Annotated in this window: 12 protein-coding genes; 6 read left to right on the top strand and 6 right to left on the bottom strand. The window is 57.5% G+C overall.

Annotated features, from left to right (window positions below; all coding sequences use genetic code 11):
- Positions 1 to 38: 38 nt before the first annotated feature.
- The 3 genes from ACR0BU_RS02380 to pepN form a co-directional block, all read right to left on the bottom strand.
- Positions 39 to 1,298, bottom strand: coding sequence for a hypothetical protein (locus ACR0BU_RS02380; RefSeq protein ID WP_298933139.1), 1,260 nt, complete (start codon positions 1,296 to 1,298; stop codon positions 39 to 41).
- A gap of 130 nt (positions 1,299 to 1,428) precedes the next feature.
- Positions 1,429 to 1,857, bottom strand: coding sequence for a hypothetical protein (locus tag ACR0BU_RS02375; RefSeq protein ID WP_480734950.1), 429 nt, complete (start codon positions 1,855 to 1,857; stop codon positions 1,429 to 1,431).
- Positions 1,854 to 4,406: an aminopeptidase N gene (pepN, locus tag ACR0BU_RS02370; RefSeq protein WP_480734952.1), complete on the bottom strand. Its 2,553-nt coding sequence runs from the start codon at positions 4,404 to 4,406 to the stop codon at positions 1,854 to 1,856. Before pepN ends, ACR0BU_RS02375 begins: the two co-directional genes overlap by 4 nt.
- Positions 4,407 to 4,608: 202 nt before the next feature.
- Here pepN and ACR0BU_RS02365 point away from each other — a divergent pair, with 202 nt between their 5' ends.
- From ACR0BU_RS02365 to ACR0BU_RS02355, 3 genes are all read left to right on the top strand, one after another.
- Positions 4,609 to 6,744 (top strand): malate synthase G, encoded by a 2,136-nt coding sequence (locus ACR0BU_RS02365; RefSeq protein WP_480734953.1) that lies wholly within the window; start codon positions 4,609 to 4,611, stop codon positions 6,742 to 6,744.
- Between the two features lie 71 nt (positions 6,745 to 6,815).
- Positions 6,816 to 7,241 (top strand): GlcG/HbpS family heme-binding protein, encoded by a 426-nt coding sequence (locus ACR0BU_RS02360; protein ID WP_298933131.1) that lies wholly within the window; start codon positions 6,816 to 6,818, stop codon positions 7,239 to 7,241.
- Positions 7,242 to 7,430: 189 nt separating this feature from the next.
- Complete coding sequence (locus tag ACR0BU_RS02355; protein WP_298933129.1) at positions 7,431 to 8,210, top strand: gamma-glutamyl-gamma-aminobutyrate hydrolase family protein; 780 nt, start codon at positions 7,431 to 7,433, stop codon at positions 8,208 to 8,210.
- 46 nt (positions 8,211 to 8,256) lie between these two features.
- Here the strand turns inward: ACR0BU_RS02355 and ACR0BU_RS02350 are convergent, their stop codons facing one another.
- A complete protein-coding gene (locus ACR0BU_RS02350; RefSeq protein WP_480734955.1) occupies positions 8,257 to 10,497 on the bottom strand; it encodes a xanthine dehydrogenase family protein molybdopterin-binding subunit in 2,241 nt (746 codons plus the stop codon).
- Between the two features lie 3 nt (positions 10,498 to 10,500).
- A complete protein-coding gene (locus ACR0BU_RS02345) occupies positions 10,501 to 10,965 on the bottom strand; it encodes a (2Fe-2S)-binding protein (RefSeq protein WP_298933125.1) in 465 nt (154 codons plus the stop codon).
- Positions 10,966 to 11,064: 99 nt separating this feature from the next.
- On the opposite strand from ACR0BU_RS02345, the gene ACR0BU_RS02340 reads away from it, so the two are divergent.
- A complete protein-coding gene (locus tag ACR0BU_RS02340; protein WP_300067966.1) occupies positions 11,065 to 11,643 on the top strand; it encodes a TetR/AcrR family transcriptional regulator in 579 nt (192 codons plus the stop codon).
- Here the strand turns inward: ACR0BU_RS02340 and kynU are convergent.
- Entirely contained in the window at positions 11,636 to 12,829 is a 1,194-nt protein-coding gene (gene kynU / locus ACR0BU_RS02335; protein WP_480734956.1) for a kynureninase, read from the bottom strand. The two genes, ACR0BU_RS02340 and kynU, sit on opposite strands and share 8 nt — an antisense overlap.
- A gap of 173 nt (positions 12,830 to 13,002) precedes the next feature.
- On the opposite strand from kynU, the gene ACR0BU_RS02330 reads away from it, so the two are divergent.
- Both ACR0BU_RS02330 and ACR0BU_RS02325 read left to right on the top strand, forming a co-directional pair.
- Positions 13,003 to 13,452, top strand: a complete 450-nt coding sequence (locus ACR0BU_RS02330; protein WP_480734958.1) for a methyltransferase family protein — start codon at positions 13,003 to 13,005, stop codon at positions 13,450 to 13,452.
- A 129-nt stretch (positions 13,453 to 13,581) separates the two neighbouring features.
- Positions 13,582 to 15,153, top strand: coding sequence for a Re/Si-specific NAD(P)(+) transhydrogenase subunit alpha (locus tag ACR0BU_RS02325; protein ID WP_298933116.1), 1,572 nt, complete (start codon positions 13,582 to 13,584; stop codon positions 15,151 to 15,153).
- The last annotated feature ends 2 nt before the right edge of the window (positions 15,154 to 15,155 follow it).

Raw genomic sequence — 15,155 nt, 5'->3', positions numbered from 1 at the left:
CCGGCGCGACAAAGGGGCAAGGGGGAATCCTGCGTGGATCAGTTCTCAGAGAAGCGCAGGCCCGACGGCGTGAAGGTTACATCCATCCCGCTGCCCAACTCATCCCGGAACAAATCACCGATCGCCCGCAATGCATCCCGGTGACCACGTGCCGCGAACCGCTCGGGCGAGTTGATGCGAACGCTATTGTTGAACCCGTTGGCGGCATGCGCCCAGATCAGCGGGTGCAGTTCGGTCAGATGATCACGGATCAGCCAGTTGGCAGTTTCCCGCATCTGCGTTCGAACCAGATCGGCCTTTTCGTTCAAACCCAGACCGTTTTGAAGCGTAATTGCGCAATAGGCCGATAGCATGTTGATCATTTGCTGATCCGGACGTTGCCGCACAATGTCTCGCAACCCTTCTTGGAAGTAATCTAGATCCACACGCGCGCAGGCTTCGTCGTCCAGAGCTATGGCATCAAACTGTACCCAGGTATAGCCGCCTGCGCCCCAAATACTTTGCGTCCGGGCGGCGTTGCGCAGGGCCTGAACCTCAAGCTCTTCATAGCTGCCGAACCAGCGTGGCAGCAGATGGCTGCCCATCGCGCGCATATGGCGCTGGTTTTGCGGGTCCAGAGTTATCAGACGCTCGTACTCGTCAGCGACACGTGCCGTCGTTTTGCGTTGTCCAGCCAACAAGGCGCATCCCGCAGCGGCGATCAGTGGGCTGTTAGGGGCCGCCGTGCGACACATGGGAAGGATCGCGGCGGCCCTATCAAAATGAGCAGCGCAGCGTGACCGGTGCAAAGGGGGCAGGGTGGCGTCAAGGGCTGTTCCGCGCCAGGCCCAGGCAATGTCGATATGTGCCAGTGCAACAACCAGGGCAAGCATCGCGTCATCAGGTGCTTCGCGCATCTCTCCTTCAAGTTCAGAGATGCCTGTTAGCAAGTCATAATCGGATATTGCTTTGCCATCGGACAACGCATGTTCAACGGCCAGAACCACGTCAGAGCGCGCGCCGAACGCCAACAAGTCGGCGGTTGGCATTCCGTCCGGGGCCGTCTCCCGGGTTTCGTCAGCGGCTTGCATTTCCGCTGACAACTCACTCCAGCGATCCTGCCGAGCAAGAAACCGGCCATGTTCGATGGTTGCGCGGCCAATCATATCTTCCGAACCAAGCTGGGCGACCGGAATGTTAAGTTGCCCTTGCTCCGGAAGCGCTGCCGCCAATGCAGATTTTGTCGCGCACAATTCGGGCGCGTTACCTGGTGGGGAACCTTCTGATCGGGCCGAAAACGCCCTGAACAACCGAAACATGGTAAAACTCGAAACTATTAACAACGCATAACTGAGGTAGCAGTCTGGGCGTTAATGGCATTCAGTTCAAGTTAATTGCTGGTCGTTTTGTAGTTTTTCTGGTCAATCGCGCCCTGATGCCACGATCGTTTCAAAAAACAATAAAATGATGGCGCTCGACGCGATATCCCGCCTGACTCAATAGGCCCTCGAATTCTCGATGCGGCGGCAGAGACTCATCTGGAAGGCGTATCCGTTTACCGGAATGCAGAACCAGAGAGATCCTTACAGAAAAATCCCAGCGCGTGTCGAATCGGAAGAAATCGACGTCGTTCAGTTCGATCTCGCCTTGGCGTTGGCCTGAATACCAGCGCAACTGTTCTGGCCCCAGGCACAGGCCGGCTTGGGTGTCTTGAAAGACATCCCAAACCGCCGGCAGTGTCGCGAGCGCCAACAGGGCCATCAGCCACCAAGCGGCGTTGAATAGGATCACCAAGGCCAGCAAAGCGGCATAAACGCCGATCAAAATGATAACGGTACGAGAGGTCCTGTTCCGGCGCGTGAAGGTGTACGGGGTCATGCGCCGAGGATTCGGGACACCATTTCGGTCGTGTCGCGCGATAGCTTGGGTGTTTCTGAAATCCGCGTGAGTTGAGCGCGCATCATGTCCTGACGGTCCGCGTCATAGCGTTTCCAGGTCTGGAAGGCTGAACACATACGAGCTGTGGTCTGCGGGTTAACCGGATCCAGGCGGATCAGCCACCCGGCCAACAGCTCGTATCCTGCCCCATCCGGTTGGTGGAACCCGGCGTGGTTCATGACCAACGCCCCCATCACGGCGCGGAAACGGTTGGGATTCTTCCAATTGAATTCCGGGTGCTCGGTCAGTGTGCGGGTGGTTTTGGGCGTCGCCTTAGGGGACGCCATTGCCACTTGCAGGCCGAACCATTTGTCCATCACCAGCCGGTCGTGCCGCCATTGGTCGTAGAAGGCAGCCAGCTCTGCGTCGCCTTTTGCAGCCCGCAAGAGGCACGACAGGGCGGTCAGTTGCAGGGTCATGTTATCCGCCTTGGCGTAAACCTCAGCGGCCATGGCGCCGCCGTCCAGGCGAGAGGTCAGCGCCAGCGCCGCGCCGCCCAGCGCGCGTTTGCCGGATTGCTCGGCATCAGGGGAATAGGGCGCATCGACCAAAGCTTCACTGTGTAACCTTGGCAGCAGGTCCTGCATGTGCTGCGCGGTGGCCTGCCGCAGTGTTTCCACCGCTGTCCAGATCGCCATCGGATCGGGCGTTTCGCCTTTCTCATGCAGCGCAGCAGCTAGTTCCGATTGCGTCGGCAAACCAAGCATCAGCGCGCGATAGGCCGGGTCCAGTCCGCCATCCCGTAGCACGGCCAACAACCCTTCGAGATAGTCCGCATCCGGTGTTGCCTCGTCCGAGATCATCCGCAGCAGGGTATCCTGCGCCAGTGACCGGCCGGCCTGCCAGCGGTTAAACGGGTCGGTGTCATGCGCCAGCAAAAAGGCGCGTTCAGCATTGGATTGATCCTGCTCCAGGATAATTGGTGCCGAGAAATCGCGCAGGATCGATGGCGTGGGTTTGGCGGTCAACCCGGTGAACGAAAAGCTCTGTTCGGGTTCTGTCAGCTCAAGCACTTCGGTCCCACGAACCTCGTCCCCATTTGGCCCCAGCAGGCCAACTGCGACGGGGATTACCTGCGGGTGCTTTTCATCTTGTCCCGATGTGGGTTGGGTCTTTTGTTTCAAGGTCAGGGTATAGGTGCCGTCCGCCCAGCTGTCTGATACGGCGACACGCGGTGTCCCGGATTGGCTGTACCAACGTTTGAATTGGGTCAGATCGCGATCAGTCGTATCCTCGAACACTTTTAGCCAATCCTCGATCGTGCAGGCCTGCCCATCATGGCGCTCGAAGTACAGGTTGAGCGCTTTGGTATAGGCCTCATCCCCAACCAGCCGTTTGAGCATCCCGATCACTTCGGCGCCCTTCTCATAGACGGTCGAAGTGTAGAAGTTGTTGATTTCCTGAAAGCTCTCAGGCCGAACCGGGTGCGACAATGGCCCGTTGTCCTCGGGAAACTGCCGCGCGCGAAGGTCAATCGCATCGTGGATGCGTTTCACCGGGGCCGAGCGCATGTCCGAGGTGAACTGCGCGTCGCGGAAGACGGTCAGACCTTCCTTGAGGCACAGCTGGAACCAGTCACGACAGGTGATGCGGTTGCCCGTCCAGTTGTGGAAATACTCATGCGCGATAATCGCCTCGATCCGTTCGAAATTGGTATCGGTCGAGGTCTCCGGACTGGCCAAAACAGCTGACGAGTTGAAGATGTTCAGCCCCTTGTTCTCCATGGCGCCCATGTTGAAATCGTCCACGGCGACAATGTTGAAGACATCCAGATCGTATTCGCGACCATACACGTCCTCGTCCCATTTCATCGACTTTTTCAAGGCTTCCATGCCAAAGGCGCATTTGCCTTCATCGCCCGGACGCACCCAGAGGTTTAGCTCGACATCGCGATCCGATTTGGTGGTGAACTGTCCCGGATGGGCAATCAGATCGCCGGCCACCAGCGCAAACAAATATGCCGGTTTCGGCCATGGATCAGTCCATTCGGCCCAACCTTCGCCTTTGCCTGACAAGTTTCCGTTGGACAGCAGTACCGGTAAATCGCCATTGATGCGCACGGTGAAGGTGGACATCACATCGGGGCGGTCGGGGTAGTAGGTGATCTTGCGGAACCCTTCGGCCTCGCACTGAGTACAGTACATGCCGTTCGACATATACAGCCCTTCGAGCGCGGTGTTATTGCCGGGATCAATCTCAACCTCAGCCTCCCAGATGAAAGGCGCGTCTGGTACGTCTGCACTTAGGCCTTGGTCTGTGATTTCAGGGGAGATGTCAGTTCCATTGATGGCGGCGCTGATCAATGTAAGATCCTCGCCGTGCAGGAAAAACGTTTGATCCGTTGCTTGGGGATTGGGGCGGAACGCGATCCGTGAGGTGACCCGAGTGGCATGGGCTGCAAGGTCAAAGGTCAGATGCACGCTATCCACCAGATAGCCGAACGGCGCGTAGTCTTTGAGGTAAATCGTGGTGGGGGCGGCGTCACGCATCGGGGCCTCGCTTCGGTACAAATTTGACGCGAAACTATGGGGAACGTCTGCAGGCTGCAAGCAAATGGCAGAGGCGAGCGTCGGTGAACTTCTAGTTGGTAATATTATTTTACCAAATCGACATTTGGGTTGTTGCCTATCGGAAACTTTGCCCCTAATTGATGGAAGAATACTATCGCATCCAGCGCGGGAGAATAGGGATATGAGCAGCAGACAGATCCGAAACGGATTGCAGATTGCGGATGAATTGGTTGATTTCATCGACAATCAGGCACTTCCCGGGACGGGTGTTGCACCCGACACATTCTGGAAAGGTCTGGCCCGCATCGTGGACGAGCTTGGTCCGAAAAACCGCGAACTGCTTGCCAAACGTGCTGACATTCAAGGGCGCATCGACGGGTGGCATGCTGAGCGCAAAGGTCAAGCTCATGACGCCACCACCTACGAAGCGTTTCTACGCGAGATTGGATATCTGGTCGAAGACGGCCCGGATTTTGAGATTGAAACGGCCAATGTCGATCCCGAAATTGCCCTAACGCCGGGTCCTCAACTGGTTGTGCCGATCACGAACGCCCGTTTTGCGCTGAACGCGGCCAATGCACGCTGGGGCAGCTTGTATGATGCGCTTTATGGCACGGATGCGATGGGCGACTTGCCTAGCGGCAGAGGGTATGATGAAGCGCGTGGAAACCGGGTGATCGACTGGGCCAAGTCGTTTCTGGATGATGCGGTTGCGTTGGCAGATGGTTCGTGGGCTGCGGTCGATAGCCTTCGCGTGGAAAGTGGGGGCCTTGTACCAGCCTTGTCCGATCCGGGCGCGTTTGTCGGCTTTGGCGGAACTGCTGAGAAGCCCGATTTTGTTTTGCTAAAGAACAACGGTCTGCACATTCAGATCATGATTGATCCGACAAGCGACATCGGCGTTTCCGATCCGGCCGGTATTTCGGATGTGCGTCTGGAATCCGCTTTGTCCACGATTATGGATTGCGAAGACTCTGTCGCGTGTGTCGATGCTGAGGATAAGGTTGGCGCCTACGGCAACTGGCTTGGCCTGATGAAAGGCGACCTGACCGAAGAGGTTGCCAAAGGCGGAAAGACCTTTACCCGCAGGCTGTCAGGTGATGTCGAATTCACGACTACACACGGTGAACAAGCCGCGCTCAAGGGGCGGGCGTTGATGCTGATCCGCAATGTTGGCCACCTGATGACCAACCCCGCCGTGCTGGACGTCGAAGGCCGCGAGATTGGCGAAGGGTTGATGGATGCGTTGTGCACCACGCTGATTGCGATGCATGACCTGAAGCGGGACGGAGGCAACTCGGTCGAAGGGTCTGTCTATGTCGTAAAGCCCAAGATGCACGGGCCGGAGGAAGTCGGTTTTGCCATGGAAATCTTCGATATGGTCGAAGAAATTCTGGGCTTGCCACGCAACACTGTGAAACTCGGGATCATGGATGAGGAACGCAGAACTTCTGCGAACCTCAAAGAGTGTATCCGCGTCGCGAAATCGCGCGTGGCTTTCATCAACACGGGCTTTCTGGATCGAACCGGAGATGAGATCCATACCTCGATGGAGGCCGGGCCGATGCTGCCCAAGGGGGATATCAAGAACACGCCCTGGATTTCATCCTACGAGGACCGGAATGTCGATATTGGTTTGGCCTGCGGTTTGAAAGGCAAAGCGCAGATCGGTAAAGGCATGTGGGCGATACCCGATCGGATGGGCGAAATGCTCGAAGCCAAGATCGGGCACCCGCAATCTGGAGCAACCTGCGCATGGGTGCCATCGCCAACCGCGGCAACACTGCACGCCACGCATTATCACAAGGTCAAAGTGTTGGCGCGTCAGGATGAAATCGCCGCTGGCGGAGCCCGCAGCACATTGGGCGATCTTCTGACTATCCCATTGCTGGGCGGTCGCAATCTGAGCGACGACGAGATCACGCGCGAGATCGAGAACAATGCGCAGGGAATACTGGGCTATGTGGTGCGCTGGGTCGATCAAGGTGTCGGTTGCTCCAAGGTGCCAGATATCAATGATGTCGGTCTGATGGAGGATCGCGCAACCTGCCGGATTTCGTCTCAGGCGCTGGCCAACTGGTTGCATCATGGCGTGGTGGACGAGGCGCAGCTGATGGCGGCGATGCAGAAAATGGCAGCCGTGGTTGATCGTCAGAACGAGGGGGACCCGGGCTACTCGCCAATGGCACCCGGGTTCGACGGCATCGCCTTTCAGGCTGCTTGTGATCTGGTGTTCAAAGGGCGGGTTCAGCCCTCGGGCTATACCGAGCCGGTTCTGCATGCGCGACGCCTGGAATTGAAGGCCAGCCAAGAATAAGCGGCGAACTAAGCCGGGGGCGTTGGTGCTCTGGCTCCGCATAAAACCCGATCTGACAGGAGGACGCATACATGTCGGTTTCACTGCGCAAAGCGCGTACGATTATCCGCAAAACGCTGGAAAAAGGGCGCGAAATGGAACTTAAGCCGTTGTCGGTGATTGTTCTGGATTCAGGTGGGCACGTCATTGCCTTTGAGCGCGAAGACGACGCAGCCCCCGGTCGCTTTTCCATTGCGCATGGGAAAGCCTATGGCTCGGTCATGCTGGGCATGGCAGGGACCGCGCAGATGCAGCGGGCCGAGGCACAGGCCTATTTTATGGCTGCAGTGAACGGTGTTTACGGCGGGCAGGTTGTACCAGTCCCGGGTGGGGTTCTGTTGCGGGACCGCAAAGGCGCTGTAATCGGCGCTGTTGGTGTCACCGGTGATACGTCGGACAACGATGCGGCGGCTGGTATGGCGGGTATTGAAGCCTCTGGTCTGACAGGAGAAATTTGACCACAGCAGGCTGTTTGCCAGCATTTGGAGGTGTTGCAAAACGCCTGTTTCTTAGGCTTTCAGCAATAAGGCATGAGATGTGCGCTGTTGAACACGGTCTTGCGCTGTCATGCAGGTCGTGTGTTGTTGCACGTTTATCCCGCTGCAGATAGCCTCGCGGTGAACTACTGTCACAGCAAGGTATGCGGAATGTCTCGGCCCGTCGTTGGTATTATCGGCAATTCTTATCTTATGAACGATCAATACCCGACACATGCCGGTGGGACGATGAATTCGGATGCCGTGGCCAACGTCTCGGAATGCTTGCCGCTGCTGATCCCGGCTGATCCACGTTATGTTTCAGTGGAGGAACTGCTGGAGGTGTGCGATGGGTTTCTGCTGACCGGCGGTCGACCCAACGTGCATCCTGAGGAATATGGTGAGTCCGCAACCGACGCGCATGGCGATTTCGACCGGGCGCGTGACGCGATCACCTTGCCCCTTGTGCGCGCCTGCGTGGATCGCGGCCAGCCGTTCCTTGGCATCTGCCGTGGATTTCAGGAAGTGAATGTCGCCATGGGTGGCACGCTTTACCCCGAGATCCGAGATTTGCCCGGGCGTATGAACCACCGCATGCCACCAGACGGCACCCTGGAAGAAAAATTTGCGCTGCGTCATGTTGTAAAGCTAAGCGAAAATGGCGTGTTTCACGATCTGTTTGGTGCGTCTGAAGTGATGACAAACACGCTGCACGGGCAGGGGATCAAGACGGTCGGGCAGCGTGTCCTGGTCGATGGGCATGCACCGGATGGAACGCCCGAAGCGATGTACATCAAAGACGCACCTGGCTTTACACTGTCGGTGCAATGGCATCCCGAATGGGACGCGATCAATGATCCAGTGTCCCGCCCGCTATTCGAGGCTTTTGGGGCCGCCGTTCGTGCATGGGCGACGGGGTCGGACACGCAATTGATCCAACAATCTGCTTAAGATGAAGCTAGCCCGGCATTTGCGCTACCGGACCAGTGTTCTGTGGTCAGATCAGCAAGTCGAACTGAGTGTTCAGCGGCAGGGTTCGGGCCCGTTTTCCGGTCAGGTCAAACAGCGCATTTCCAAGCGCCGGCATTGATGGGGGCGTGCCGGGCTCTCCCGCGCCACCCATGTGACGGTTGGTTTCCAGCACGCGCACTTCGACCTGCGGCGCGGTGTGCATGCGGATCGCGTCATAGTCCGGGAAGTTGTACTGCTCGACCTCTCCTTCGGAGAAGGTAATCTCTCCGTAGCAGGCGGCCGACAGGCCATACATCATGCCACCGAACATCTGCGCTTTGACATTTTCGGGATCCAGTGCAAGTCCCATATCGCACGCGATCCAGGCCTTGTTGATGCGGATGGTGCCGTCTTCGTCCACCACTTCGATGACCTGAGCGACGGGGGTGCCAAAGCTGTAGGTAAACGCCACGCCGCGACCAACACCATCCGGTGTGTTACCGATCCAGCCTGACATCTCTCGCACGGCCTCTAGGCAACCGGCCGATGGGGCGTGTTCGTTCTTCATCAACTCCAGCCGAAACTCTAAGGGATCGCGACCCGCGGCATGTGCCATCTCATCCATGAAGGTTTCATGGAAAAAACCGTTGTGGCTGTTACCTACGGACCGCCAAAAGCCGACCGGGATTGCCAAATCGGCGATATGGCCGCTCATCCTGTAGTTTGGAACCGCGTAGGGTTGGTTGAAGAACCCCTCGACCAGCACCTTGTCGGGGCCAGCGCCCGGCATGCCCGTGTAACGTTCAACAGCCTGCTGCGTGCAGGATTGCGATGCGAGTTTGCCATCGATCAAAACTGCGGTTCCGTCCTGAACTGCACCGCGCATACGTGCAATTGCGCCTGGGCGGAAATAGTCGTGACGCATATCCTCTTCGCGGCTCCAAGTTGTTTGAACCGGGGTGCCGGGCATGGCCATGGCGACTTTGGTGGCAATCTCGCCAAAATCCAATTCGCCCCGGCGACCGAACCCACCACCCAGATAGGTGGTGTGGATCTGCACCGCCTCGGTTTCCAGATTGGCCGTGTTGGCAGCACGGAACTGGATCAATGTCGGGGCCTGGTTGCCGCACCACAGTTCCAATGCATCTCCGGAATAAAGTGCAGTGGCGTTCATCGGCTCCATCGTGGCATGGGCCAGATAGGGCACTTGATACTCTGCCGTGACCTCTGTTGCGCCTGCGGGCAGGGTGCCGACATCCCCATCGTCGCGCATTGTAGAGTTCGGCGAGCCGTCAAACGCCTCAGCAATCTTGGCAAAGATACCGTCTGTTTCTGGCGGGTAGGGGGCATCGCCCCAATCGACATCGATGGCCTCAACAGCCTGAATGGCCAACCAGGTATTGTTGGCGATAACCGCAACGCCAGTGCCCAGATCGACGATTTTTTCAACACCGGGCAGTGAGGTCGCGGCGCTGTCGTCATATCCTTTCATCGCCCCACCCAGTTTGGGGTTCATCCGAACGCTGGCATACTTCATGCCGGGCAGGCGCACATCGACGCCGAATTCGGCCGTTCCGGTGGCCTTTTCGACCATATCCAGCCGCGGTTGGGTCTGGCCCAGATAGCGCCATTCGGATGGGTCGCGCAGGGGCACATCGACGGGTTCCAAACCCGCCGCATCGACGGCCAGTTCTGTATAAGAAATCTGACTACCGTTCGGTGCGATCACATGACCCGATGCTGTCTGTAGCTCAGATGGGTCTACCCCAAGCCGGTTGGCAGCGGCGCGCTTTAGGGTTTCGCGTGCCGAGGCACCTGCTTGACGCATGCGTTCAAACCCATCCTTCATCGAGGTCGAGCCGCCAGTGACTTGAAGGCTGAGCACTTTGCCCAACACGCCCAGGGCCTCACCCAGATTGTGTTGGAAGTTCGTAATGTCATAGCCCTTGTTGGGAAGGCCTTCACCGACCAGAGCCGAGTTGTAATACGCCGCTGCTGCCGGGCCGTGCAGAACCGTGATCTTATCCAGATCTACGTCCAATTCTTCTGCGATCAGTGCTGCCCAGGTGGTCTGGACGCCCTGTCCCATCTCGGCGCGCGGTGCAAACAGAGTGACGCCTTTCTGGTCAATCAGGATGAAGGGGTTCAGCGCCGCTTCGCCTTCTTTCGGTTTCAACGGATTGGCCGCCGGACGGCTGACGTAATACGCGCCGAATGCCACACCGCCGACAATCGCGGCAGAGCCAATCAGAAAAGTACGGCGGAGGATTTTTCCAATGCGAGCCATTGCTTATGCCTCCTTCAATTTGGCAGCTGCGTCATGAATAGCAGCGCGAATGCGCGGATAGGTGCCGCAGCGGCACAAGTTGCCCTGCATGGCATCGTCGATATCGGCGTCTGTGGGGGTCGGGTTTTCAGCCAGCAAAGTGGCAGCCTGCATGATTTGGCCTGACTGGCAGTAGCCGCATTGCGCTACTTGATGGTCAACCCATGCTTGCTGGATTGTGGTCATCGCATCCGGGGTTCCTACGCCTTCGATTGTAGTCACATCGCCCCAGACGTCGGACAGCGCGACTTGGCATGAGCGCACAGCTTCACCATCGATGTGGACGGTGCATGCCCCACACGAGGCAACGCCGCAGCCAAACTTGGTTCCGGTCAGACCGACCTCATCCCGCAGGACCCACAACAGGGGCACATCATCGGGCAGGTCCACTTGATGAGACGTTCCGTTGATCTTAAGGGTGGTCGCCATGGCTCACCTCGCTTGGCTGCGGCTGGTTTCTGACATAATTGGTGAAAAGTGTCAGTATGTCAATTGACAAAATATACAAAAAATGTCAGGTCTGCGAATATGAACGACACCGGTGACGATACACGGCAAAAGGCGATCCTGACCTCGGCGTTTCAGGCTTTTTCGTCCTATGGGTTTCGCAAGACCTCGATGGACGACATAGCGCGCGGGGCGGGGATGTCCCGTCCTGCGGTTTATCTGCACTACAAGAACAAAGAGGCGATTGTTCGGAAGCTGACCGAATTGCACTATGCCGAAAAGATCGTCGCTGTGACCGAAGCCCTAAACGGGTCCGGAGCAGTTTCTGACCTCGTGACACGGGCAATCCTGGCGCAGGCAGACGGGATGGCTGCCATTCTTGCGTCACCACATGGGTTAGAGATGTTGGATACGACCAAATCGATGTCCATCGACATTGTTGAAGAAGGCGAGGCCGAGCTAACGGATCTTTATTCGGCGTGGCTGACCCGCGAAGACGTCGCTGGTCGGGTCCGGTTGTTTGAAACCCCTGATGAAACTGCAAAGACCATCACAGTCGCGCTCAAGGGAGTCAAAATGACGGCGTCCGGCGCGGAAGAATTTGAAAGGCGGACCGTGCAACTGGCCGCCCTGATCGGCGCCGGGCTTGAGGTCAGGTAACGCGCTGGCGCGTTTTGTACTCGGGCGTATCCCACAGTTTGTTGGTCATGATATCGGCCAGGATATCCGCCGCCTGAGCAACATCGTTTTCGTCAACATATAACGGTGTGAAGCCGAACCGCATGATGTTGGGTGCACGGAAATCACCGATTACCCCACGCGCAATCAGCGCCTGCATTGCGGCATAGCCTTCATGAAACCGGAATGAAATCTGGCTGCCACGTTGTTCCGGATCACGCGGGCTTGCCAGTTCAAGATCGGGGCAGGTCGCTTCGACCCGGTCGATGAACATCTCGGTCAGTTCAATGGATTTGGTGCGGACGTCCGCAATATCGGCCATATCCCAAACATCCATCGCGGTGGACAATGCCGTCATCTGAATGACGGGCGGCGTGCCGACGCGCATCCGCTCGATCCCAGCTCCGGGTCGGTAATCCAGATCGAAGTTGAACGGGGCTTCGTGCCCCAGCCAGCCTGACAAAGCAGGGCGCACGTTGGGTGCCAGTCGGGGTGCCACGTACACAAAGGCAGGCGCGCCCGGTCCGCCATTCAGGTACTTATACGTGCAGCCCACCGCAAAATCGGCATTGCATCCGGCAAGATCAACCGGGATCGCCCCGGCCGAGTGCGCCAGATCCCACACCGTTACCACGCCGTTTGCATGGGCCAGCTCGGTCAGGGCCTTCATGTCGTGTTTGCGACCTGTACGATAGTCGACCTCGGTCAGCATCAAGACCGCGATTTCTTCTGTCAGCGCGTCAGCGACGTTATCAGGGTCAACAACGCGCAATTCGTATTCGGCCCCAAGGGACCGCAACAGACCGTCTGCCATGTATAGGTCTGAGGGGAAATTACCATTGTCGGACAGAACCACCTTGCGCTTTGGATTAAGCTCTAGCGCAGATGCAACGGCCTGATAGACCTTGATCGACAAGGTGTCGCCGACGACGACGCTGCCAGCCTCGGCTCCGATCAACCGACCAATACGGTCTCCAAGGCCCGTGGGCAGGCCCATCCAGCCGGCTTTGTTCCAGCCGGTGATCAACATCTGGCCCCATTCGTCGCTCATCATGCGCTGGACGCCGTTCGTGGCCGCTTTTGGCAATGGTCCCAGAGAGTTACCGTCGAGATACAGAACCCCTTCGGGCAGATGGAACATGGCCTTGGTTGCGGCAAAATCGGTCATGGCGGCTCACAATTCTTTCTTACACATCGCAGGGTGCTTTTGGCCTATCCGATCCTCTTGTATCTGTCCATTCATGCGACATACTGAGGTTTTGCTATTCCGGTCTGAAAGCGATAGGACATCGCGCAGAAGCGACATGTGCCACTGTGTGTCGCCATCCACGGGGACGATGTATGCGTCGGATCGACATTCCGCCTGTTTGGCTATTGGGGTTTGTTTTTCTGGCGTGGCTGCAGGCGCGCTTTTTGGGTTTTGGATTGTCGCTGGAAGGCGGAGTGACCGATCTCATCAGTGGTGTTTTGATTGGCGGCGGTATTTTGATTGTGGTTATGGCGGTCGTCGAGTTTCGTAGGCACAGGACCACAGTCATCCCGCATGAAACGCCGACGGCGCTGGTGCAATCAAGCATCTACAAATACAGTCGCAACCCGATCTATCTGGCCGATATCCTGATCTTGGCCGGGCTTGTACTGCGTCTGGACGCCGTGCTGTCACTGGTCTTGGTGCCGATCCTTGTCTGGCTGCTTGAACGTCGCTTTATATTGCCTGAAGAAGACCGTCTGCGCCGTACTTTTCGCGCGGATTTCGCCCGATATGAATGCAAAACACGTCGTTGGATATAGGGTGTTTCGTGCTGTGACATCACGTAACGATTGCTGCGCTTGCGAAATAATCTTGCGCAAGATACATCTTTGCTTAACTAACAATACCGATCACCCGCTCTGCCAGAGTGATAATTAGGGGGACTGCCAGTGAAAATAGGCACGCCAAAGGAAATACTGGACGGTGAAAACAGGGTCGCGATGACCCCGGACTCCGCCGTGCAACTGCAGAAACTGGGCTATGATTGCGCCATTGAAAAGGGGGCCGGGCAAGCGGCGGGCTTTTCAGACGCGGCGTATAAGGCGGTCGGCGTCGAGATCGTCAAGACCGCAGCCTCGTTGTGGAAATCGGCTGACATTGTAGCCAAGGTTCGGATCCCGACCGAGGCCGAGCTAAAGCGTCTGACCAAGGGTAAGACGCTGATTTCCTTCTTCAACCCGGCCGGGAACGAAGAAGGAATGGAGTTGGCCAAGTCCAAGGGTGCCAACGTGATCGCCATGGAGATGGTGCCGCGGATTTCCCGTGCGCAGAAGATGGATGCGCTATCTTCGATGGCCAACATCGCAGGCTATCGCGCGGTGATCGAAGCTGGCAACAACTTTGGCCGTTTCTTCACCGGCCAGGTGACGGCGGCTGGTAAGGTGCCGCCCGCGAAGGTTCTGATCGTGGGTGCTGGCGTGGCTGGTCTGGCGGCGATCGGTACGTCGACCTCGCTGGGTGCGATTACCTATGCGTTCGACGTCCGTCCCGAAGTGGCTGAGCAGGTCGAGTCGATGGGCGCGGAATTTGTCTATCTGGACTTCGAAGAAGAACAGCAGGACGGTGCGGCCACGGGCGGTTATGCATCCGTTCAGTCCGACGAGTTCCGCGAAGCCCAACTGGCCAAGTTCCGTGAACTGGCACCAGAAGTGGACATCGTCATCACCACCGCACTGATCCCGAACCGCCCGGCGCCAAAGCTGTGGCTCGAGGACATGGTCAAGGCCATGAAACCGGGTTCGGTGATCGTTGACCTTGCGGCCGAACGGGGCGGCAACGTTGAGGGTACGATCGCGGATGAGAAGGTCGTGACCGATAATGGCGTGACCATCATCGGCTATACCGACTTCCCCAGCCGTATGGCCTCACAATCCTCGTCGCTTTACGCCACCAACATCCGTCACATGATGACTGATCTGACGCCCGAAAAGGACGGTCAGATCAATCATGACATGGAAGATGACGTGATCCGCGGCTCGACCGTGACACATGAGGGTGAGATCACCTTCCCGCCACCACCGCCCAAAGTGCAGGCAATCGCGGCTCAGCCTAAGGCTGAGGTGAAAGAGCTGACGCCGGAAGAAAAGAGGGCGCAGGAAATTGCGGCCTTCAAGGCGCAGACCAAGCAGCAGTTTACCCTGCTGGGGGTCGGCGGCGTGCTGATGCTGTTGGTGGGGCTGATTGCTCCGGCCAGCTTTATGCAACATTTCATCGTCTTCGTGCTGGCCATTTTTGTGGGCTTCCAGGTGATCTGGAACGTCTCGCACAGCTTGCACACTCCGTTGATGGCGATCACCAACGCGATCTCATCGATCATTATCGTTGGCGCGCTGATGCAGATTGGATCGGGATCCTTCCTGGTCATTCTGCTGGCGGCACTGTCTGTCTTCATGGCCGGGATCAACATCTTCGGCGGCTTCCTCGTAACCCGGCGCATGCTTGCCATGTTCCAGAAATCTTAAGG

Source organism: Ruegeria sp. CK2 (assembly GCF_056536585.1).
The sequence above is the reverse complement of the archived record's forward strand: the minus strand, read 5'-3'. Positions and strand labels throughout refer to the sequence as shown.